Annotated in this window: 23 protein-coding genes; 5 read left to right on the top strand and 18 right to left on the bottom strand. The window is 68.7% G+C overall.

Annotated elements, in window-relative coordinates; genetic code table 11:
• The first annotated feature begins 22 nt into the window (after nt 1-22).
• Nucleotides 23-793 carry a serine O-acetyltransferase gene (gene cysE / locus H0U68_RS18140; protein ID WP_296358134.1) on the top strand — a complete coding sequence of 257 codons (771 nt, stop codon included), beginning with the start codon at nt 23-25 and terminating at the stop codon, nt 791-793.
• Between the two features lie 22 nt (nt 794-815).
• Here the strand turns inward: cysE and mog are convergent, their stop codons facing one another.
• Complete coding sequence (mog, locus tag H0U68_RS18145; protein ID WP_296358204.1) at nt 816-1,421, bottom strand: molybdopterin adenylyltransferase; 606 nt, start codon at nt 1,419-1,421, stop codon at nt 816-818.
• Nucleotides 1,411-2,034, bottom strand: a complete 624-nt coding sequence (gene yjgA, locus H0U68_RS18150) for a ribosome biogenesis factor YjgA (protein WP_296358136.1) — start codon at nt 2,032-2,034, stop codon at nt 1,411-1,413. Before yjgA ends, mog begins: the two co-directional genes overlap by 11 nt.
• Before the next feature lie 58 nt (nt 2,035-2,092).
• On the opposite strand from yjgA, the gene pmbA reads away from it, so the two are divergent.
• On the top strand, nt 2,093-3,472 hold the full coding sequence (gene pmbA, locus H0U68_RS18155) for a metalloprotease PmbA (RefSeq protein WP_296358137.1): 1,380 nt from the start codon (nt 2,093-2,095) through the stop codon (nt 3,470-3,472).
• A 15-nt stretch (nt 3,473-3,487) separates the two neighbouring features.
• Here pmbA and H0U68_RS18160 read toward each other — a convergent pair whose 3' ends face one another.
• Nucleotides 3,488-3,940, bottom strand: a complete 453-nt coding sequence (locus H0U68_RS18160; RefSeq protein WP_296358138.1) for a GatB/YqeY domain-containing protein — start codon at nt 3,938-3,940, stop codon at nt 3,488-3,490.
• 113 nt (nt 3,941-4,053) lie between these two features.
• A complete protein-coding gene (rpsU, locus tag H0U68_RS18165; RefSeq protein ID WP_104301834.1) occupies nt 4,054-4,266 on the bottom strand; it encodes a 30S ribosomal protein S21 in 213 nt (70 codons plus the stop codon).
• A gap of 266 nt (nt 4,267-4,532) precedes the next feature.
• Here rpsU and H0U68_RS18170 point away from each other — a divergent pair, with 266 nt between their 5' ends.
• A complete protein-coding gene (locus tag H0U68_RS18170) occupies nt 4,533-4,931 on the top strand; it encodes a response regulator (RefSeq protein ID WP_296358147.1) in 399 nt (132 codons plus the stop codon).
• A 19-nt stretch (nt 4,932-4,950) separates the two neighbouring features.
• Here the strand turns inward: H0U68_RS18170 and H0U68_RS18175 are convergent, their stop codons facing one another.
• From H0U68_RS18175 to H0U68_RS18190, 4 genes are read right to left on the bottom strand one after another with little or no spacing between them, the layout of a single operon-like run.
• Nucleotides 4,951-6,177, bottom strand: coding sequence for an NAD(P)/FAD-dependent oxidoreductase (locus H0U68_RS18175; protein ID WP_296358149.1), 1,227 nt, complete (start codon nt 6,175-6,177; stop codon nt 4,951-4,953).
• A 49-nt stretch (nt 6,178-6,226) separates the two neighbouring features.
• Nucleotides 6,227-6,352 (bottom strand): hypothetical protein, encoded by a 126-nt coding sequence (locus H0U68_RS18180; protein ID WP_296358151.1) that lies wholly within the window; start codon nt 6,350-6,352, stop codon nt 6,227-6,229.
• A complete protein-coding gene (locus tag H0U68_RS18185; protein WP_296358152.1) occupies nt 6,352-6,681 on the bottom strand; it encodes a hypothetical protein in 330 nt (109 codons plus the stop codon). Before H0U68_RS18185 ends, H0U68_RS18180 begins: the two co-directional genes overlap by 1 nt.
• Before the next feature lie 52 nt (nt 6,682-6,733).
• The gene (locus H0U68_RS18190) at nt 6,734-7,177 is read right to left on the bottom strand and encodes a VOC family protein (RefSeq protein WP_296358154.1); all 444 of its coding nucleotides are present in this window, start codon (nt 7,175-7,177) and stop codon (nt 6,734-6,736) included.
• Nucleotides 7,178-7,293: 116 nt separating this feature from the next.
• Here H0U68_RS18190 and H0U68_RS18195 point away from each other — a divergent pair, with 116 nt between their 5' ends.
• The gene (locus H0U68_RS18195; RefSeq protein ID WP_296358156.1) at nt 7,294-7,953 is read left to right on the top strand and encodes a TetR/AcrR family transcriptional regulator; all 660 of its coding nucleotides are present in this window, start codon (nt 7,294-7,296) and stop codon (nt 7,951-7,953) included.
• Nucleotides 7,954-7,966: 13 nt separating this feature from the next.
• Here H0U68_RS18195 and cobA read toward each other — a convergent pair whose 3' ends face one another.
• The 10 genes from cobA to H0U68_RS18245 form a co-directional block, all read right to left on the bottom strand.
• A complete protein-coding gene (cobA, locus tag H0U68_RS18200) occupies nt 7,967-8,740 on the bottom strand; it encodes a uroporphyrinogen-III C-methyltransferase (RefSeq protein WP_296358158.1) in 774 nt (257 codons plus the stop codon).
• 5 nt (nt 8,741-8,745) lie between these two features.
• On the bottom strand, nt 8,746-9,648 hold the full coding sequence (ybiB, locus tag H0U68_RS18205; RefSeq protein WP_296358159.1) for a DNA-binding protein YbiB: 903 nt from the start codon (nt 9,646-9,648) through the stop codon (nt 8,746-8,748).
• 45 nt (nt 9,649-9,693) lie between these two features.
• Nucleotides 9,694-12,480, bottom strand: a complete 2,787-nt coding sequence (locus H0U68_RS18210; RefSeq protein WP_296358161.1) for a nitrate reductase — start codon at nt 12,478-12,480, stop codon at nt 9,694-9,696.
• Complete coding sequence (gene nirD, locus H0U68_RS18215; RefSeq protein WP_296358162.1) at nt 12,477-12,866, bottom strand: nitrite reductase small subunit NirD; 390 nt, start codon at nt 12,864-12,866, stop codon at nt 12,477-12,479. Before nirD ends, H0U68_RS18210 begins: the two co-directional genes overlap by 4 nt.
• Nucleotides 12,863-13,651 (bottom strand): type IV pili methyl-accepting chemotaxis transducer N-terminal domain-containing protein, encoded by a 789-nt coding sequence (locus H0U68_RS18220; protein ID WP_296358164.1) that lies wholly within the window; start codon nt 13,649-13,651, stop codon nt 12,863-12,865. Before H0U68_RS18220 ends, nirD begins: the two co-directional genes overlap by 4 nt.
• Nucleotides 13,652-13,653: 2 nt before the next feature.
• The gene (gene nirB, locus H0U68_RS18225) at nt 13,654-16,134 is read right to left on the bottom strand and encodes a nitrite reductase large subunit NirB (protein WP_296358166.1); all 2,481 of its coding nucleotides are present in this window, start codon (nt 16,132-16,134) and stop codon (nt 13,654-13,656) included.
• Entirely contained in the window at nt 16,131-16,940 is an 810-nt protein-coding gene (locus H0U68_RS18230) for an ABC transporter ATP-binding protein (protein ID WP_296358168.1), read from the bottom strand. Before H0U68_RS18230 ends, nirB begins: the two co-directional genes overlap by 4 nt.
• A 14-nt stretch (nt 16,941-16,954) precedes the next feature.
• Nucleotides 16,955-17,842, bottom strand: a complete 888-nt coding sequence (gene ntrB / locus H0U68_RS18235; protein WP_296358170.1) for a nitrate ABC transporter permease — start codon at nt 17,840-17,842, stop codon at nt 16,955-16,957.
• 10 nt (nt 17,843-17,852) lie between these two features.
• The gene (locus tag H0U68_RS18240; RefSeq protein WP_296358172.1) at nt 17,853-19,100 is read right to left on the bottom strand and encodes a CmpA/NrtA family ABC transporter substrate-binding protein; all 1,248 of its coding nucleotides are present in this window, start codon (nt 19,098-19,100) and stop codon (nt 17,853-17,855) included.
• A 258-nt stretch (nt 19,101-19,358) separates the two neighbouring features.
• A complete protein-coding gene (locus H0U68_RS18245; protein ID WP_296358174.1) occupies nt 19,359-19,991 on the bottom strand; it encodes an ANTAR domain-containing protein in 633 nt (210 codons plus the stop codon).
• A 151-nt stretch (nt 19,992-20,142) separates the two neighbouring features.
• On the opposite strand from H0U68_RS18245, the gene tsaD reads away from it, so the two are divergent.
• A complete protein-coding gene (gene tsaD, locus H0U68_RS18250; protein ID WP_296358176.1) occupies nt 20,143-21,189 on the top strand; it encodes a tRNA (adenosine(37)-N6)-threonylcarbamoyltransferase complex transferase subunit TsaD in 1,047 nt (348 codons plus the stop codon).
• Nucleotides 21,190-21,198: the final 9 nt, after the last annotated feature.

Raw genomic sequence — 21,198 nt, forward strand, 5'->3', positions numbered from 1 at the left:
CATCAGCTTATTGCCCTGGTACATGTTCAGCCGACTTCGCACCGACATCCAATGCATCCTCGACCGCGACCCTGCCGCGCGCAGCACCTGGGAGGTGCTCACCTGTTATCCGGGGCTGCACGCGGTGCTGATGCACCGGCTGTCGCACTGGTGCTGGGTCCGCGGCATGAAGTGGCTGGGCCGCTTCATCTCCATGTTCGCGCGCTGGCTCACCGGCATCGAGATCCATCCGGGCGCCACCATCGGCACCGGCGTGTTCTTCGACCACGCCATGGGCGTGGTGGTCGGTGAAACCGCCGAAATCGGCGACGGCTGCACCATCTACCAGGGCGTGACCCTGGGCGGCACCTCGCTCTACAAAGGCGCCAAGCGGCACCCCACCTTGGGGCGCAACGTGGTGGTCAGCGCCGGCGCCAAGGTGCTGGGCGGCTTCACCGTGGGCGACGGCGCCAAGATCGGCAGCAACGCGGTGGTGATCAAGCCGGTGCCAGCGGGCGCCACGGCGGTCGGTATCCCGGCGCGCATCATCCTGGCTGAAGACAGCGTGGCCAGCGGCCAGGCGGCCGGCCAGGTGAACTTCAGCGCCTACGGCATCACCGAGCAGGACGATCCGCTGACCCAGGCCATGAAGAGCCTGATCGGCACCGCGTCTTCGCAGGAGCACCAGATCACCATGCTGTGGCAGGCCATTGAAAAGCTCTCGCGCGAGCGCGAAGCCGACTGCGTGCCCGGCGACGCCCACACCAAGGAAGACTTCCAGGCCGACAAGCTCACCCAGATGGTGGGCAAGTAGGGCTGGCCAGGAAGGCCGCGGCTCAGGCCGCCGGCTTGGGCGCGCGGACCGCGTTCTTCGGCCGGAAGGCCTTGCACACCGCGTCGTGGGTTTCCAGGTAGGGCCCGCCGATCAGGTCGATGCAATACGGCACGGCCGCGAAGATGCCGGGCACGACCTGCTTGCCGTCGGCATCCTTCAGGCCTTCCAGCGTCTCCTGGATCGACTTCGGCTGGCCCGGCAGGTTGATCACCAGGCTGGTGCCGCGGATCACCGCCACCTGCCGCGAGAGGATCGCCGTCGGCACGAAGCGCAGGCCGATCTGCCGCATCTGCTCGCCGAAGCCGGGCATTTCCTTGGTGGCGATGGCCAGCGTGGCCTCCGGCGTCACGTCGCGCGGGGCCGGGCCGGTGCCGCCGGTGGTGAGCACCAGCGCGCAGCCGACGCTGTCCACCAGGTCGATCAGCGTCTCGCTGATGCGCGCCTGTTCGTCGGGGATCAGGCGCGGCTCGAAGGTGACGGGGTTCTTCAGCGCGCGGGTGAGCCAGTCTTTCAGCGCGGGCAGGCCCTTGTCCTCGTACACGCCGGTGGAAGCACGGTCGCTGATGGACACGATGCCGATCGCCACGGGCTCGAAGTCATTCGGCATCGTCGTCATCGTTCAACTGCTCCTTGACCAGCTGGAAGATGTCGCGAAAGGCACGGCCGTGGCGTGGCGGCTGGCCTTTGGACACCTCGTCGGCCGTGGCCTGGCGGTCCTTGCGTGCCTGGCGAATGAGTGCGCGCAGCTGCTGCACGTCGGTGTCGGGGTGCTGCTCGATCCATTGCGCCAGCGCTTCGTCGCCCGCGACCAGGTCGTCGCGCCAGCGCTCGGCCGCGTGCAGCGCCAGCGTCTGCTGGGCCGAGCCGGAGTGCTGCTCCTGCACGGCATCGCGCACCGCCTGGCGGCTTTCTTCGTCGAGCGCGCGCATCAGCTTGCCGACGTACTGCGACTGGCGGCGGCGGCCTTCGAAATTCGTGATGCGGCGCAGCTGGTCCAGCGCGTCGACCAGCTTTTCGGGCAGCGCGAGTTTGTCCATCAGGGGCGCGGGGAGCGTGAGCAGGGCTTCGCCAAGCTTTTGCAGCTCTTCGCTTTCGCGCTTGAGGTCGGTCTTGCTCGGCTCGTCCAGGCCGCGTTCGGCCTGCAGCAGCAAGTCGAGATCGCTGCCTTCGGGGACGAACTGGCCGCGCACGAAATAGCCTTTGGGGGGTTTGCGGGACATGGGGGTGTTGTGAGGCGCGCCACGGCTGTGTTGCGGCGCGCAAGTATCATAGCCCGCCATGAAGAACGACTCCCCCGCGCGCCCCGCCACCGGCTTCAGCTACAGCCGGCCCCAATTCGAAGAACTGGTGGACCAGGCCCTGGCGCACGCGCGCAAGCTCGGTGCCACCGATGCGGCGGCGGAGGCTTCGGAAGGCTGCGGCCTGAGCGTGTCGGTGCGCATGGGCGAGCTGGAGAACGTCGAGCGCAACCGCGACAAGTCGCTGGGCGTCACGGTCTACATCGGCAAGCGGCGCGGCAACGCCAGCACTTCTGATTTCTCCGGCGCCGCCATCCAGCAGACCGTGCAGGCCGCCTACGACATCGCGCGCTTCACGGCCGAAGACCCGGTGGCCGGCCTGCCGGATGCCGACGACATCGCCCGCCCGGACGCGCAGCCGGACCTGGACCTGTTCCATCCCTGGGACGTCACCAGCGAGCAGGCGGCCGAGCTGGCGCTGCGCTGCGAGCACGCCGCCTTCGCCACCGACAAGCGCATCGGCAACAGCGAAGGCGCCGGCGTGTCGGCGCAGCAAAGCCACTTCTTCAGCGCCCACACGCGCGGCTTTCGCGGCGGCTACGCGAGTTCGCGCCATTCGATCTCGGTGGCGCCGATCGCCGGCAAGGGCGACGCGATGCAGCGCGACGCCTGGTACAGCTCGATGCGCTCGCACAAGGAGATGGCTTCCCCCGAAAAAGTGGGCCAATACGCCGCCGAGCGCGCGCTGTCGCGCCTGAAGTCGCGCAAAATCAGCACGCGCGAATGCCCGGTGCTGTTCGAGTCGCCGCTGGCGGCCGGCCTGCTGGGCTCCTACGTGCAGGCCACCAGTGGCGGCGCGCTGTACCGCCGCAGCACCTTCCTGCTGGATTCGCTGGGCAAGCCGCTGTTTCCCGATCACATCGACGTGCTGGAAGATCCGTTCGTGAAGCGCGGCAAGGGCAGCTCGCCCTTCGACGAGGAGGGCGTGCGCACGCAGCCGCGCAAGGTGGTCGACGCCGGCCGTGTGGGCGGCTATTTCCTCAGCAGCTATTCGGCGCGCAAGCTGGGCATGAAGACCACCGGCAACGCGGGCGGCTCGCACAACCTCACACTGACGTCGCGGCTGACCAAGCCAGAGGACGACCTGCCCGCCATGCTGCGCAAGCTGGGCACCGGCCTGTTCGTGATCGAGCTGATGGGGCAGGGCGTGAACTACGTGACCGGCGACTATTCGCGCGGGGCCAGCGGCTTCTGGGTGGAGAACGGCGAGATCGTCTATCCCGTGCAGGAGATCACCATCGCGGGCAACCTGCCCGAGATGTTCTCCGGCATCCAGGCGGTGGGCGCCGATGTCTACAACTACGGCGCCAAGACCGTGGGATCGATTCTCCTGGGCCGCATGAAGGTGGCCGGCTCCTGAACCGCCCCCAGGGCATCAGGCTCCTGACAGCGCCGCCTTCACCGCGGCGCTCACCTGGCCCATGTCGGCCTTGCCCGCCAGGCGCTGCTTGGCGGGCCCCATGACCTTGCCCATGTCTGCGGGTCCGGTGGCTCCCACCTCGGCCACGATGGCCTTCACCGCGGCGGCGACTTCGTCGGCCGACATCCGCACCGGCAGGTAAGCCGACAGGATCTTCAGCTCAGAGGCTTCCTTGTCCGCCAAATCCTGGCGGGCGGCCTTCTCAAAGGCCTCGATGCTGTCCTTGCGCTGCTTGATGAGCTTGTCGACGATGGCAACCACGGCCGTGTCGTCCAGCTCGATGCGCTCGTCCACTTCCTTTTGCTTGATGGCCGCGGTCAGCAGGCGGATGGCGCCCAGGCACTCCGCTTCCTTGGCACGCATGGCGGCCTTCATGTCCTCGGTGATGCGTTCCTTCAGCGTCGTCATGGCGGCTTTCGAAATGGCAGAAAAGAAAAAGGGAAGTGGAAAAAGGGAAGTGGAAAAAAAGAAAGGCTCGCGCGGGCGTCCCCGGGCGAGCCTTGCAGCTGGAGCGTAAAAGCTCAGTAAAGCTTTTTGGGCAGCTGCATGCTGCGCACACGCTTGAAGTGCCGCTTGACGGCGGCTGCCTTCTTGCGCTTGCGCTCGGCGGTGGGCTTTTCGTAGAACTCGCGGGCGCGCAGTTCGGTCAGCAGGCCGAGCTTCTCGATGGTGCGCTTGAAGCGGCGCAGCGCCACGTCGAACGGTTCGTTTTCCTTGACACGGATGGTCGTCATGACTTTCAGTTCTATTGTGTCGGATGAGATCGAGGCATCCGACGAGGGGTCCCCTGATTGGATGATCAGGCCGGTAGGGGTTGCCAGCAAAGCCGATCATTATAGCCGTCCCGTGACGCCCGGCAAAATCGCTTGCGCACTGCCGAGTTCATCGTGCAAAGCGCAGGCAAAGCCCCCAACCCGGTTTTGCGAAATCCGCGAAAATCGGCGCGTTGGCCTGTTCGTAGCCGCTTGCCTTTCTTCTTCGCATCCCCATTTTCAGCCCCATGCCCGAATCCATCGAAACCACCGGCACCACCGGCGGCCTGCGCGTCCTGATCGTCGACGACAACACCGACGCGTCCGAAACCCTGGCCGAGCTGCTGCGCATCGACGGTTTCGACGCGCAGTGCGCGCCCGACGGCGAAGCGGCGCTGGCCCTGTTGCAGAACTACACGCCGCAGGTCGCGCTGCTGGACATCGGCCTGCCCGGCATGGACGGCTACCAGCTGGCCGAGGCGATCCGCGCCACGCCGCAGGGCGCTGGCATCCGCCTGGTCGCGCTCACCGGCTACGGCCGCGACAACGACCGGGCCCGCGCCATGTCTGCGCGCTTCGACGAACACCTGGTCAAGCCGGTGTCGCCCGACCGGCTGCTGCAGGTGCTGCAGCGCTTCGGCGGCTGATTGCCCGGCGCCTGATTCGTCAGCGCCCGAATACGGCGGCCATCGCCAGCGCGCAGGCCTGCCCGCTGGCCCAGGCCCACTGGAAGTTGTAGCCGCCCAGCCAGCCGGTCACGTCCACCACCTCGCCGATGAAGTACAGCCCCGGCTGCTTAGACGCCTCCATGGTCTGCGAGGACAGCTCGCGCGTGTCCACGCCGCCGGCCGTGACTTCGGCCTTGCGGTAGCCCTCGGTGCCGCTGGGCCGCAGCTCCCAGCGCTGCAGCCGCTCGGCAAGCTTGTGCAGCGCCTTGTCGCTGGCATCGTTCACGGGGCGCTGCCACGCGGCGTCCTGCCGCGCCCAGGCGTCCGCCAGGCGCGCGGGCACGAAGGCGGCGAGCTCGTTGGCAATCAGCTTGCGCGAGGCGCGCGCCTTGGCCTGTAGGAGCGCCTGCGCTACGTCGGCACCGGGCGCCAGGTCGATGCGCAGCGCCATGCCCTCGCGCCAGTAGCTGGAGATCTGCAGCACCGCAGGGCCGCTCAGGCCGCGGTGGGTGAACAGCAGGTCTTCGTGGAACGCCATGCGCTCCTTCTTCTCGCCCACGGCGATCTCCACCGGCAGCGACAGGCCCGCGAGTTCGGCAAACGGCGCCCATTCGTCGCCGTGGAACGTCAGCGGCACCAGCGCCGGCCGCGGCTCCACCAGGCGCAGGCCGAACTGCCGCGCGATGCGGTGGCCGAAATCGCTGGCGCCGATCTGCGGGATCGACAGCCCGCCGGTGGCGATGGCGAGCAGGCGCGTGCGCACCGGCCCGCGGTCCGTCTGCAGCACGTAGCCGCCGTCGCCCGGATGCTCCACGCGCTCCACCTTGCAGGGCTGCCAGCGCGTGACGTTGCCGGCCTCGCACTCGGCCAGCAGCATGCGGATGAAGTCTTCGGAGGAGCGGTCGCCGAACAGCTGGCCCTTGTGCTTTTCGTGGAACGCGATGCCGTGCTTTTGCACCAGCGCGATGAAGTCGTTCGGCGTGCAGCGCGCCAGCGCCGAGCGGCAGAACTGCGCGTTGGCGCCGATAAAATACTTCTGCGGCGCGCGCGGGTCGAGGTCGCGGTTGGTGAAGTTGCAGCGCCCGCCGCCGGAGATGCGGATCTTCTCCGCCACCTTGGCCGCGTGGTCGACCAGCAGCACCTTCAGGCCGCGCTGGCCCGCGACCGCCGCGCAAAACAGGCCGGCCGCACCGGCGCCGATCACCACCGCATCGAATGAATCCATCGGCGAAAGTGTAGGCGCGGCGCCAGCCGCGCCGCGCGTGCCGTTGGCGCTATTGCCGCCCGAACGCGGCGGCCAGGCCCATGAGGGGGAGCTGCGGCTGCGCCTTGCCAAGCGAACCGGTCAGCAGGAGCGCGGCGACGTAGCCTTGCAAGTTGAAGCCGGTGAGGCGGCCCATCACCACGCCGGTGCGGGCGTGGTGGTCCTCGCCGAGGATGTAGTAGCCGCGCGCCAGCTGGAACTGCGCCGAACGGTTGCCGGGAACTGCAGCAGGTAGCGCTCCAGCGCCAGCACGCCTTCGCCCGGCGCGCCGGTATTCAGCGCGGCGATGCCGAAGTAGAAATCGAAGGCCGGCTCGCCCAGCTGCGCGGGCGCCGAGCGGCCCAGTTCGTAGGCCTGCTTGTCCTTGCCTTGCAGCAGCAGGTTCTTGATGTCATCGGCGGGCGCCGCCAAGGCACACATGGCCATGGACAGCAGCCCGAGCGCGACGGGCGCCTTGATCTTCATCCCACCTCCGGTTTTTTCCCGGAGGCTAGCACAGCCGCGCGCGGGCGCGCAATCAGCCTTTTTCCGGGACCTCGCGCTGGCCGCCGTTCACCATCCACGAGATGCCGAAACGGTCCTTCAGCATGCCGAAGCCGTCAGCCCAGAAGGTCGGGGCATAGGGCATCTGGACCTGAGCGCCTTCGGACAGCGCCTCGAACACCTTGCGGCCCTTCTCGGCCTCGTCGAACATCAGGTTGACGGAGATGCCGCCCACAGGCTCGACCATCTTCGAATTGGGCGCGTCGGAGCACATGATGAAGCCGCCGTCGAAAGTGAGGCAGGCGTGCATGACGCGCTGCGTGTCGGTGACCTCGCAGCCGGGCGGCGGCGGCTCGTTCGAAGGCGGGCCGTCGGCGTAGCGCAGCATCTTCAGTTCGCCGCCGAGCACGCGCTCGTAGGTGCGCATGGCTTCTGCGGCATTGCCGTCGAAATAGAGGTAGGGGGAACACGTGGGCATGGGGAGTCCTTTTTGGAAGAAAGAGTTGAGTGATCGGAGAGTAGGGTCGCCGTTGATGTGTACAGCGTCCACAAACGATATCAGACAAAATGGACGCTGTCCACATTTCCAAAAAGATGAGCCGCTCCCCCGCCAAGACTTCCCGCGCCACCTACCGGCATGGCGACCTGCGCCATGCCCTGCTGGATGCTGGCATCGCCCTGGCGCGCGAGGGCGGTCCGTTGGCGGTGGTACTGCGCGAAGCCACGCGGCGCGCCGGCGTGGTGCCCAACGCGGCCTACCGCCATTTCGCCAACCACGCGGAGTTGCTGCAGGCGGTGCGCGCGGCGGCGCTATCGCTGGTGGCGCAGTCGATGGAGGCCGAACTGGAGGCGGTGCCCGCCGCCGAAGGCCGCGTCACGAAGGCTGCGGCCGCGGCACGGGCGCGTGCCCGGGTCGGCGCCGTCGGCCGCGGCTACATGCGCTTCGCGCTGCGCGAACCCGGGCTGTTCCGCATTGCTTTCCTGCAGCCGCTGGCCGCCGAGACCGACAGGAACCCGGAGAACGCCGGCCACAGCGGGCTGAACCCGTTCGAGCTGCTGGGCGCCGCGCTCGACGGCATGGTGGAGGCCGGCGTGCTGCCGCCGGAACGCCGGCCCGGCGCGGAATACGTGGCGTGGTCGGCGGTGCACGGGCTCGCCATCCTGGCCATCGACGGCCCGCTGCACGGCATGCCGCTGGCCCGCCTGGAGGCGCTGGGCGAGCGCGTGCTGGAGATGGTGGAAGTCGGCCTGTAGCGCCGCGTGCGCGTCAAGCGGTGCGCGCGCGCACCGCCGGCGCGGCGGCCGCCGCCACGCCGCAGATCACGTCGCCCACCACGATCACCGACGGGCTGGCCAGGCCGTCGCGCGCGATGGTGGCCTGCAATTGGCCCAGCGTGGTCACCGCATGCCGCTGTTCGGGCAGCGAGACATGCTGGATCACCGCCACCGGCGTCGATGCCGGCAGGCCGCCCGCCAGCAGTTCGCTTTCGATGCGTCCAGCGCCGCGCACGCCCATGTAGATCACCAGCGTGAGCCGCGCGTCGCGCGCGGTCGCGGCGAGCTGCTTCCAGTCGGGGCCGGTGGCGCCGGGCTGCGCATGGCCGGTGACGAACACCACGCCGTGCGCATGCTCGCGGTGCGTGAGCGGCACGCCCAGCGAGGTGGCCGCGGCCAGCCCCGAGGTGATGCCGTTGACCACCTCCACCGCGATGCCGGTCGCGCGCAGGCGCTCCACTTCCTCGCCGCCGCGGCCGAAGATGAACGGGTCGCCGCCTTTCAGCCGCACCACGTTCTCGCCCTCGCTGGCCGCCATCAGCATCAGTTTTTCGATGAAGGCCTGCGGCGTGCTCTTGCAGCCGCCGCGCTTGCCCACGTGGACCACGCGCGCATCGGGCTGCGCATACGCCAGCACCTCGGCGCTGACCAGGTCGTCGACCAGCAGCACGGTGGCCGCGCGGATGGCCTTCACCGCCTTGAGCGTGAGCAGGTCCGGGTCGCCCGGACCGGCGCCCACGAGAGTGACTTTTCCTGGGTTGTTCATGTCCATCATGCCGCTGCAAGTCGCAAGATGTGTTCCACCTGCGCGCCGATGGCGTCGGGCACTGGCTTGCGTCCCTGTAGGACGTCCCGGATGTAGCCGGCGGCTGTCGCGGCGTCGATCTCGCGCGGCAGGTCGGGCATGTCGGTGACAGTGCCGGGGCGGCCTTCCTCCAGCGGCAGGCGCTGCCCGGCGACGAAGCCTTCCATGCGCGGCATGCGGCGCGCATCGGCCACTGGCTCGCCTTCGGTGCCGCGCAGCAGCATCGCCGTCGCGCCCATCAGGCAGAAGGTGTCGGCCATCGACACCGCGTATTCCGGGTGGGTGTAACTGCCCACGATGACGGCCTTGCCGGCGCCGGGGTTCATCAGCTTCACCACGCTGTGCGCGCTGTTGCGCACGCCGACCACGCGGCGCACGTCCAGCAGGCGCTTCAGCCCGGCGCAAAGCAGCTCGGTCGGCGCATAGGCAACGGCGCCGTCGGCCACGGACACCACGGTCTGCATCGGTGCGATGTCGAGTGCGCGCAGCACGTCGGCCACGAACACGCGGGTGGACTCGGTGGAAGCGCCGTGGATCAGCACCGGCAGGCCACGCCGCGCGCACAGCAGCGCCAGCAGCGGCGTCAAGAGGGGCAGGCGGCGCGCCCCGTTGTAGCTGGGCAGCACGACCAAAGGCTGTGCGCCGGCCGGCACGCGCTGCAGGCGCTGGTGCGTGGCGTCCAGGAAGCCGGCCATTTCCTCGGGCGTTTCGCCCTTGATGCGCATGGCCAGGCAGAAGGCGCCGATCTCCAGGTCGGTGACGGTGTCGTCGAGCACCTGGCCGAACAGGTCGGCCGCCTGCGCCCGGTCGAGCGCACGCGCGCCCTGCTTGCCGCGGCCGATGTCTTTGATGAAGTGGCTGATGCTCATGGATGTCCGAACCGTGGATTGTCCCAGAGCACTGATGACTCGCAGCTATATGCCGATTGACGGCACCGCCTGCTCGACCGGGCGCGTTTCGCGCACCATGCGCTTGAGTTCGGGCAGGCAGGAGCCGCAGTTGGTGCCGCAACGCAGCTTTGCTTGCAGCACCTGCAGGCGTTCCCCGTCGGTGTCATCACAGGTTTGCAACTGCGCATGGATCTGCAGGTCCGTCACGTTGAAGCAGCTGCACACCTGCCGTCCGGCGCTGCGCAGCGCCACCGGCGGCTTGCTGCCGGGCGCCAGCAGCAATCGGCCGTACGGCTGCGCCGGCAGTTCGTCCTGCAGCAGGGTGCGCACCCAGCGCTCTGCCGTGGTGTCGCCGGCGAGCACGAAGGCTTCCAACCGCAGCTCGCCTTGCGCCCGCACCAGCCGCATGGCGCGGCGCTGGCCCTTGCGCGCGTCGGCATAGCGCAGCGTATCGGGTCCGTCCAGGGACAGCATCTGTTCGATGCGCTGCAGCCATTCGTGCGGCGGGGCCTCGTGCGCCGCCGCGCGGAACAGCACACCGGCGCGCTCGCGGCCGAACGGCACGCAGGAGGCGAAGGGGAACAGCGCCATCATCTCGCGCAGGATGGTGCGGGCATGCAGCGCATCGCTGTCCGGCAGCCAGGCCGCGGCCAGCAGCGACCACGGCAGCTCCGCCTTCAGGATCTTCACCGCCGCGTGCTTGAGCTCCGGCTGCTTGGAGGTGGGGCAGAAGGCCGGCATGGTGAGCGCGTTGACACCCGCCAGCCGCGTGCCGGTGCTGGAAGAGCCGCTCAGGAATTCCGAGCCCCAGTGCATCGGAATGCAGGCCTGGTTGATGGCGAGTTCGGCGCTGGTCTGCACCGGCACCACGATGGAGCCGCGGCGCGAGGTCACGTGCACCAGGTCGCCTTCGGCGACGCCGATGCGGGCCATGTCGCGCGCGTGCATCTGGACCGCCGGCTCGGGCGCGTGGCCGAACAGGCGGCCCAGCGTGCCGGTGCGGCTCATGCCGTGCCACTGGTCGCGCAGCCGCGTGGTGGTCAGCGAGAACGGCCAGCGTGCCTCGCGCGGCTCGGCCACCGGCCTGTACGCCACGCCAGCGAACTGCGCGCGGCCGTCGGCGGTGGGGTACAAGCCGTCGGCGTACAGCCGTGCCTGGCCCTCGGCAGCGCCTTCCGGCATGGGCCATTGCAGCGGTGCGCGCTCCAGCCCGGGGTAGCTCATGCCGGTGATGTCGAGGTCGCGCCCGCGCGTCGATGCGCGGTGCTCGTTCCATACGGCTTCGGGCGTGTCGTAGGGGAACAGGGTAGGGCGTCCGGGCGCGATGCGTTGTTCCAGCCGCCGCGCGAACTCCACCGCGATGCGCCAGTCGTGCCGCGTGTCGCCGGGTGCGGCCACCGCCGGGCGCACACGGCTGATGCGCCGTTCGCTGTTGGTGACGGTGCCGTCCTTCTCGCCCCAGGTGGTGGCGGGCAGCAGCAGGTCGGCGTAATCGCAGGTGGCGGTGGTGGCGAAAGCTTCCTGCACCACCACGAACTCCGCGCGCTCCAGCGCGCGCCGCACCGTCGCCTGGTCGGGCAGCGACTGCGCGGGGTTGGTGCAGGCAATCCACAGCGCCTTGATCTCGCCGTCGGCGGCGGCCTGGAACATCTCCACCGCCGTCTTGCCGGGCTTTTCCGGTACCGATTCCACGCCCCACAGCGCGGCGACTTCGGCGCGGTGACGCGGGTCCGCGAGGTCGCGATGCCCCGACAGCAGGTTGGCCATGCCGCCCACTTCGCGCCCGCCCATGGCGTTGGGCTGGCCTGTGAGCGAGAACGGCCCCGCGCCGGGCCGGCCGATCTGCGCGGTGGCCAGGTGCAGGTTGATCAGCGCCGCATTCTTGTCGGTGCCGCTGGACGATTGGTTCAGGCCCTGGCAGTACAGGCTGAGCGTGGCGGGCGACGTGGCGAACCATTTCGCCGCGGTGACGATGTCGTCCTTCGGAATGCCGCAGACCTGCGCGGCGGCCTCCGGCGTGCACTCGCGCACCGCTGCCTTCAGCGCGTCGAAGCCGCCCGTGTGCGCGGCGATCCACGCCGGCTGCGTCCAGCCTTCCCACAGCATCACGTGCAGCATGGCGTTGAACAGCATCACGTCGGTGCCGGGCTGGATCGGCAGGAACAGGTCGGCGATCTCGGCGGTGTCGGTGCGGCGCGGGTCGCACACGATGATTTTCATGCCGGGCCGTGCGGCCTTGGCGTCCTCGATGCGCCGGAACAGGATGGGATGCGCCCAGGCCGTGTTGCTGCCGGCGATGAACAGGCAGTCGGCGTGGTGCACGTCGTCGTAGCAGGCGGGCGGCGCATCCGCGCCCAGCGTGCGCTTGTAGCCCGCCACGGCGCTGCTCATGCACAGGCGCGAGTTGCTGTCGATGTTGTTGGTGCCGATCAGGCCCTTGGCCAGCTTGTTGAAGACGTAGTAGTCCTCGGTGAGCAGCTGGCCCGAGATGTAGAAGCCGACCGCATCGGGGCCCGATTCGCCGATGATCTGCGCGAAGCTTTCGGTGGCGAGGTCGAGCGCGGTGTCCCAGCCGATGCGTTTCGGCGCCTCGCCGCGGTGCTTGCGCCGCATCGGATGCAGCAGCCGCGCCTGGCGCGTGATGGGCGCGGCGGCGCTCAGGTGCAGTGTCGCGCCCTTGGTGCACAGCCGCCCGAAGTTGGCCGGATGGTCCGGGTCGCCGCGCACGCCGGTGATCTGCGCGCCGTCGGATTCGATGATGACCCCGCAGCCGACGCCGCAGTAGGGGCAGGTGGACTTCGTTTCTTTCATGCACCCGTTCTGTGGTGAACCGGCCCGGCCACCGGCCGTTCCACATCCAGCCCCACGCCCGCCAGCTCCACCGCGTTCAAATAGACCGCCCCGTCCTCCACCTTCACGCTGAACTTCGGCGTGCAGCCTTCATCGGGCTGCTTCGCGCAGCCGTCGTCCAGGCCGATGGTCCAGTTGTGCAGCGGGCAGGCCACGCTGGTGCCGAACACGATGCCCTGCGACAGCGGGCCGCCTTTGTGCGGGCAGCGGTCCAGCAGCGCGAACACCTCGCCGTCGCCGTTGCGGAACACCGCAACGTCCATGCCGCGCGGACGCGCGACGCGGCGCGCGCCCAGCACCGGGATCTCGTCCACCCGGCAGACTTGCTGCCAATTCGTCTGGTTCATGTTTTCAACTCCGCGTAGAGGCCGGTGACGCGGTCCATCACCTGCAACAGGTTCTCGCTGGCGACAAAGACCTCCGACAGCGGCCGCACCGAACCGGCCGGCGCCGTCCTGCGCAGCGCACTGTCGAACAGCACCCACTGCGCGTCGCCCAGCTGCAGCTGCTCCCTGATGCGCACCGTGGCTTCCGGCGCGTTGCGCAGCAGCTCCAGCGCCGCCACGAATTCCGCGCGTGCCTTGGCGATCTCCTGGCGCGCGCCCGCCGGGTCGATCGGCAGCACGGAAGCGAGATAGAAGGCGGCCATGCGCTGCGACAGCATGCGCTGCCGTCCGGCCAGGTTGACCAGCTTGCCGATCGGCTTGTCCAGCAGCGTTTCGTACTGCACGGTCCCCTTGTGGGCCAGCGCCAGCACGCGGCCAGCGTTGGCCATCACGGCCGGCGCGTCGGCGCGCACGGGCGGCGCGCCGACGAGCGCACCTTTGTACTCGCCCCATGCCGCCTCCAGCGCGTCATAGATGCCGCGCAGCTCGCCGGCCGGCGCGAAAGCCTTCAGCTCCACCAGCTGCCGGTCGAACAGCGCGATCGACTTGTCCAGTGCCTGTTGCGCCAGCGTTCTCTCCACGTTCTGCACCAGCGCCAGGTAGGCCTTGCTCATGCGCTGCGACAGCATGCGCTGGCGCCCCGCCTTGTTGATCGCGTCGCCCAGGTCGAGCACCTGCGCGCGCAGCGACGGCGGCAGCCCAAGCGCGGCCAGGCCGGCCGAGCCGATCAAGGTTCTGCGGCACATCCTCATTTCGCGGTCGCCTCCACCGGGCGGTCCTGCGCCGCCGCCGCGAGCGGCTGGAACTGCCGCACGTCCACCTGAGCCTTGCTTGCCTCGAACCAGGGATCGGGCTCGCCGTCCAGGCTGAACTGCAGGCGTTCCCACAGCGCCTTGCGGCCCTCCGCATCGTCCAGCACGCGCTTCTTCACGTGGTCCAGGCCGACGCGCGACACGTAGTGCACGGTACGCTCCAGGTACCAGCCTTCCTCGCGGTACAGCTGCAGGAAGGCGCCGCTGTACTCCATCACCTCGCCAGCGGTCTTCACCTTGACGAGAAACTGCGCCACTTCGGTCTTGATGCCGCCGTTGCCGGCCACGTAGATCTCCCAGCCGGAATCGACGCCGATCACGCCCACGTCCTTGATGCCGGACTCGGCGCAGTTGCGCGGGCAGCCGGACACCGCCAGCTTCACCTTGTGCGGCGCGTACATGCGCCACAACGCCCGCTCCAGGTCCTTGCCCATCTGCGTGCTGTCCTGCGTGCCGAAGCGGCACCACTCCGACCCCACGCAGGTCTTCACCGTGCGCAGCGCCTTGGCATAGGCGTGGCCCGACGGCATGCCTATCTCCTGCCACACGTTGTGCAGGTCTTCCTTCTTCACGCCCAGCAGGTCGATGCGCTGGCCGCCGGTGACCTTCACCGTCGGGATCTTGTACTTGTCCACCACGTCGGCGATGCGGCGCAGCTCGGCGGCCGTGGTCTCGCCGGCCCACATGCGCGGGATCACCGAGTAGGTGCCGTCCTTCTGGATGTTGGCGTGGCTGCGTTCGTTGATGTAGCGCGACTGCGGGTCGTCCACCGCCTCCTTCGGCCAGGTGGACAGCAGGTAGTAGTTGATGGCCGGGCGGCAGGTGGCGCAGCCGTTGGGCGTGCGCCATTCCATGAAGCGCATGGTGTCGCCCACCGCCAGCAGCTTGTTGGCGCGGATGGCATCGCGCACCTCCTGGTGCGAATGGTCGGTGCAGCCGCACAGTGCCTTCTTCTTCGGCGCCGCGGAATAGTCCCCGCCGGCGGTGAACATCAGGATCTGCTCCACCAGGCCGGTGCAGGAGCCGCAGGACGCGCTGGCCTTGGTGTGTTTGCGCACCTCGTCCAGCGTGAACAGCCCCTTGTCCTTGATGGCCTTGCAGATCGCGCCCTTGCTCACGCCGTTGCAGCCGCAGACCTCGGCGGCGTCGGGCATGCCGGCGGCGCGGCTGTGGCCCTCGTGGCCGGTGTCGCCGATGTTGGATTCGCCGAACATCAGCTTGTCGCGGATGTCGCCGATGGCGCGGCCTTCGCGCAGCAGCTTGAAGTACCAGCTCGCGTCCACCGTGTCGCCGTACAGGCAGGCGCCCACCAGCCTGTCGTCCTTGAGCACCAGCTTCTTGTAGACGCCGCCCACCGGGTCGGACAGCAGGATTTCCTCGGTGCCTTCGCCACCGGTGAATTCGCCGCAGGAGAACAGGTCGATGCCGGTCACCTTCAGCTTGGTGGAAGTCAGCGAGCCGGTGTAGCGGCCGATGCCGAACTGCGCCAGGTGGTTGGCCGCCACCTTGGCCTGCTCGAACAGCGGCGCCACCAGCCCGTAGGCGATGCCACGGTGGCTCACGCATTCGCCCACCGCGTAGATGCGCGCGTCGGTCACCGTCTGCATGGTGTCGTTGACCACGATGCCGCGGTTGCAGTGCAGCCGCATCGATTCCGCCAGCGCGGTGTTGGGGCGGATGCCCACGGCCATCACCACCAGCTCGGCGTCCGCCGCGCTGCCGTCCTTGAACAGCACCTGCTTCACGCGCCCGTCAGCGCCGGCGACCAGTTCCTGCGTGTGCGCGCCCATGCGGAACTTCAGGCCGCGCTCTTCCAGGGACGCCTGCAGCAGCTTGCCCGCGGTCTCGTCCAGCTGGCGCTCCATCAGCCAGGGCATGACGTGCACCACCGTCACGTCCATGCCGCGCCGCTTCAGTCCGTTGGCCGCTTCCAGGCCGAGCAGGCCGCCGCCGATCACCACCGCGCTTTTGTGCACCTTGGCGGCCTCGATCATGGCGTTGGTGTCTGCGATGTCGCGGTAGGCGATCACGCCTTCCAAATCCTTGCCGGGCACCGGCAGGATGAACGGGTTGGAGCCGGTGGCCAGCAGCAGCCGGTCATAGGGCTCTTCCGTGGTGCCGCCCTCGGCATCCACGGCGCGCGCGACGCGGCGCACGCGGTCGATCTCCACCACCTTCTTGCCGGCGTGCAGCCGGATGCCGTTCTCGGCATACCACTCCCACGAATTCAGCACGATCTCGTCGAGCGTCTGTTCGCCGGCCAGCACCGGGGACAGCAGGATGCGGTTGTAGTTCGGGTGCGGCTCGGCGCCGAACACCGCGATGTCGTACAGCTCGGGCGCAAGCTTCAGCAGTTCCTCGACGGCGCGCACGCCGGCCATGCCGTTGCCCACCACCACCAGCCTGGACTTCTTCATGCCGCCTCCACCGCCGCCTGGCGCGTGTACAGGAAATCGATCACAGCCTTGCGGCAGCGCAGGTAGGCCGCGCTTTCGGCCAGCGCCACGCGGCTGCGCGGGCGCGGCAGGTCCACCGCCAGGATGTCGCCGATGGTGGCGGCCGGCCCGTTGGTCATCATCACGATGCGGTCGGACAGCAGAACGGCCTCGTCCACGTCGTGCGTGACCATCACCACGGTGTTGCGCGTCTTGGCCACGATCTGCAGCAGCTCGTCCTGCAGCCGGGCGCGGGTCAGCGCGTCCAGCGCGCCGAAGGGCTCGTCCATCAGCAGCACCTTGGGCTCCATCGACAGCGCGCGGGCGATGCCCACCCGCTGCTTCATGCCGCCGGAGATCTCGCCGGGCCGCTTGGCCGCGGCGGGCGTCAGGCCGACCAGGGCCAGCGCCGCGTCGGTGCGGGCCTTCAGCTGCGCCTTGGTCTCGGTGGCACCGAACACGCGCTCCACGGCCAGGTGCACGTTCTCGAAGCAGGTGAACCAGGGCAGCAGCGAATGGTTCTGGAACACCACGCCGCGGTCGGGCCCCGGGCCGGCGATCTCGCGGTTGGCGCACAGCAGGCTGCCGCGCGTGGGCCGCGTGAGCCCGGCGATCAGGTTCAGCAAGGTGGACTTGCCGCAGCCCGAATGGCCGATCAGCGCCACGAACTCGCCCTTGGCGACCGTGAGGTTGATGTCGCGCAGCGCGGGGAAGGCGCCCTTGGGCGTGGCGAAGGTCTGTTCGACGTCCATGACGTCGATGTACCTGGCGTCGGAAGAAGTGCTCATGGTGTGTTCGCTCCTCAGGACTTCACGTCGTCGTAGGTGCAGGCGCTGGCGATGCGCACCAGCGCGTACTCCAGCAGCAGGCCGACCATGCCGATGGTGAAGATCGCCACGATGATGTTCTTCACGTTCAGGTTGTTCCACTCGTCCCACACCCAGAAGCCGATGCCGACGCCGCCGGTCAGCATCTCGGCCGCCACGATCACCAGCCAGGCGGTGCCCACGGCCAGGCGCACGCCGGTGAGCGTGTAGGGCAGCACGGCGGGCAGCAGGATGCGGGTGACGATCTTCCACTCGGACAGATTGAGCACGCGCGCCACGTTCATGTAGTCGCTGGGCACGCGCTGCACGCCGACGGCGGTGTTGATGACCATCGGCCAGATCGAGCAGATGAAGATGGTCCAGATGGCCGCCGGGTTGGCGCCCTTGAACACCATCAGCCCGATCGGCAGCCAGGCCAGCGGGGACACCGGGCGCAGCAGGCTGATCAGCGGGTTGAACATGCGCGACAGGAACGTGAAGCGCCCGATCAAAAAGCCCAGCGGAATGCCGACCGCCGCCGCCAGGCCGAAGCCAACGGCCACGCGCTGCAGCGACATCAGCACGTTCCAGCCGATGCCCTGGTCGTTGGGACCCTTGCGGTAGAACGGGTCGCCGAACACGGTGATCGCCTGCTTGAACGTGTCGGCCGGCGAGGGGAAGGTGCTGCCGCTGCCCAGCGACACCAGCGCCCACACGCCGACCAGCAGCCCGAGGCCGAGGATCGGCGGCAGCACGCGCAGCCACAGCGCGCGCCAGTCGAACGGCGGCCTGCGGACTTTGACTTTCTCCCTCGCCCCGCCCTCTCCCGCGTGCGGGAGAGGGAGTGAAGAAGACTGCGGCGAATGGAACACGGCACTGACCATCGTCATCTCCTCAGGCATGCACCTTGAAACCGTCGGCGTACTTCTTCGGGTCCTTCGGGTCCCACACCACGCCGTCGATCAGCTTGGCGCTGCGCATGACGTCCTTGGGCAGCGGCGTCTTGGTCGCGGCGGCCGCGTCCTTGTAGATGTCGACGTGGTTGATCTGCTTGGCGATCGCCAGGTAATCCGGGTGTTCCTTGATCAGGTTCCAGCGCTTGTGCTGCGTGAGGAACCACATGCCGTCGGACAGGAACGGGAAGGTCGCCTGGCCGTCGTTGTAGAACTTCATGTGATTGGGGTCGTCCCAGGTCTTGCCCAGGCCGTTCTGGTAGCGGCCCAGGATGCGCTGGTTGATGGCGTCCACGCCGGTGTTGACGTAGCTCTTGTCGGCCACCGTCTCGGCCATCTTCATCTTGTTCTGCAGGCCGGCGTCGATCCACTTGCCCGCTTCCAGGATGGCGGACACCACCGCGCGGCAGGTGTTGGGGTACTTCTTCGCGAACTCCGCCGTGGTGCCCAGCGCTTTTTCCGGGTGGTCGCGCCAGATGTCCTGCGTGGTCACCGCGGTGACGCCGATGCCGTCCATGATGGCGCGGTGGCCCCAGGGCTCGCCCACGCAGAAGCCGTCCATGTTGCCCACCCGCATGTTGGCCACCATCTGCGGCGGCGGCACGGTGATGGCCTTCACGTCCTTCATCGGATTGATGCCGTAGGCCGCCAGCCAGTAGTACAGCCACATGGCGTGGGTGCCGGTGGGGAAGGTCTGCGCGAATGTGTAGTCGCGCTTCTCGGCGGCCATGGCCTTGGCCAGCGAGGCGCCGTCCACCGCGCCCTTGTCGGCCAGCTTCTTCGACAGCGTGATCGCCTGGCCGTTGTTGTTCAGGCTCATCAGCACGGCCATGTCCTTCTTCGGGCCGGCCGTGCCCATGTGCACGCCGTACACCAGGCCGTACAGCACGTGCGCCATGTCCAGCTCGCCGTTGACCAGCTTGTCGCGCACGCCGGCCCAGCTGGCCTCCTTGCTCGGCACGATCTTCACGCCGTACTTCTTGTCCAGGCCCAGCACCGAGGCCATCACCACGCTGGCGCAGTCGGTCAGCGGGATGAAGCCGATCTTCACCTCCTCCTTTTCCGGCTTGTCGGAGCCGGCGGCGTACACCGCGCTGCGCAGCGCGGGGGTCAGGCCCGCGGCGGCGGCGGTGGCGGCTTGCAGCACGGTGCGGCGGGTCATGGGAATCTCCAGGGGCTTGGGCGTCATCGCGTCGGGGCTCCACAAAACAGGAAAGCAAAAACAAAAAGGCGTCCGCACGAACACACCAGGTGTTGTGGGGACGCCTTCGTCCGGAGCCGCACATGCATCGCCGTTGACGCGCATGCGGCCGAAAAACCATCGTTGGTTACGCAGGAAATTCAGCAACAAGCGTGCCAGCACTTGGCGGCATGTTTCCGGGCTTCAGCGGCGCCGGCGCACCCGTTTTGTGCAGTGCGTCATGCACGCGCACCCAAGGCGGTGCGGTCAGCCCAGGAGATCGGCCACGTCCAGGATGCGCTGCGCCACGTCGGCCAGCCGCAGGCCGCGGTCCATTGCCGTCTTGCGCAGCTTTTCGTAGGCCTGCGGTTCGGTCAGGCCCTGGCGCTGCATCAAGAGGCCCTTGGCGCGCTCGATGGTCTTGCGCTCGCGCAGTTCCGACTTCGCATCGGCCAGTTCGCGCCGTAGCGCCTGCTCATGCTGGAAGCGCGCCATCGCCACGTCCAGGATGGGGCGGATGCGCTCGGGCGCGAGGCCCGCCACGATGTATGCCGTGACGCCGGCAGCCACCGCGTCCTTCACGTGCGTTGTGTCGCCATCGTTGGTGAACAGCACGATCGGACGCCGTTCGTCGCGCGTGGCCATCACCACGTGCTCCAGCGTGTCGCGCGCGCCGCTCTCCGCGTCCACGATGATCATGTCGGGCTGCAGCTGCGCCAGCCGGTCGGGCAGGAACGGGTCGGTCGGCAGCACGGCGATCACGTTGTAGCCGTTTTCCAGCAGGCCGATGCGCAGCGCGCGCGACCGCTCGGCCAGGTCCATTGCTTCGGTGTCCGAGGCGTCGGGGGACAGCGAGTCCGGCGCGATCACGACCAGCCGCAGGGCATGCGAAGGTGTCATTGCCGGATCACGCTGCAAAAAGCGCGCCACCGGCACCGTTCGCTGCCCCAAACACCGTGCGTGCCATCAACATCGTTCGGGCTGAGCCTGTCGAAGCCCCGTGCCTTGCCGTCGAACCGTGGCCTGGAGGCGCTTCCCCTACACTCGCCCGATGCGCATCCTGGGCATCGAAACCTCCTGCGATGAAACCGGCGTGGCGCTGGTGGAAACCGCCGACGGCAGCGCCGGCGCGCTGCCGGTGCTGCGCGCGCACGCGCTGCACAGCCAGATCGAAATGCACCAGGCCTACGGCGGCGTGGTGCCCGAACTCGCCAGCCGCGACCACATCCGCCGCGTGCTGCCGTTGGCGCACACGGTGCTCACCGAAGCCGGCTGTGCGCTGCAAGACGTGGACCTGGTCGCCTACACGCGCGGGCCCGGCCTGGCCGGCGCGCTGCTGGTCGGCGCCGGCATCGCCTGCGCGCTGGGCGCCGCGCTGGACAAGCCGGTGCTGGGCGTGCACCACCTGGAAGGGCACCTGCTGTCGCCTTTCCTGAGCGCCGACCCGCCGCAGTTTCCCTTCGTGGCGCTGCTGGTGTCGGGCGGCCACACGCAGCTGATGCAGGTGGAAGAGGTCGGCCGCTACGAACTGCTGGGCGAAACCATCGACGACGCCGCTGGTGAGGCCTTCGACAAGTCGGCCAAATTGATGGGCCTGGGCTATCCGGGCGGCCCCGCGCTGGCGGGCCTGGCGCAGCACGGCAACGCGCACGCCTTCAAGCTGCCGCGCCCGCTGCTGCACAGCGGCAACCTGGACTTCTCGTTCGCAGGTCTGAAGACGGCGGTGCTGACGCAGGCCACCAAACTCGGCCCCGACCTGCAGGACCGCAAGGCCGACCTGGCCGCCAGCACGCAGGCGGCCATCGTTGAAGTGCTGGTGAAGAAATCGCTGATGGCGCTGCAGCGCACCGGGCTGAACCGGCTGGTAGTCGCCGGCGGCGTCGGCGCCAACCGCCAGCTGCGCGCGCAGCTGGACGCCGCCTGCGCCGAACGCGGCGTGCGCGTGCACTACCCAGAGCTGCACCTGTGCACCGACAACGGCGCCATGATCGCCATGGCGGCGGCCATGCGCGTGGATGCCGGCATCGCGCTGCCGAACAGGGACTACGCGTTCGACGTCAAGCCGAGGTGGCCGCTGGGGGCGGCTGCGGAAGCCTGACAGGGGCGT

This window comes from Ramlibacter sp. (assembly GCF_013697775.1).
In the GTDB taxonomy this organism is placed as follows: domain Bacteria; phylum Pseudomonadota; class Gammaproteobacteria; order Burkholderiales; family Burkholderiaceae_C; genus Ramlibacter.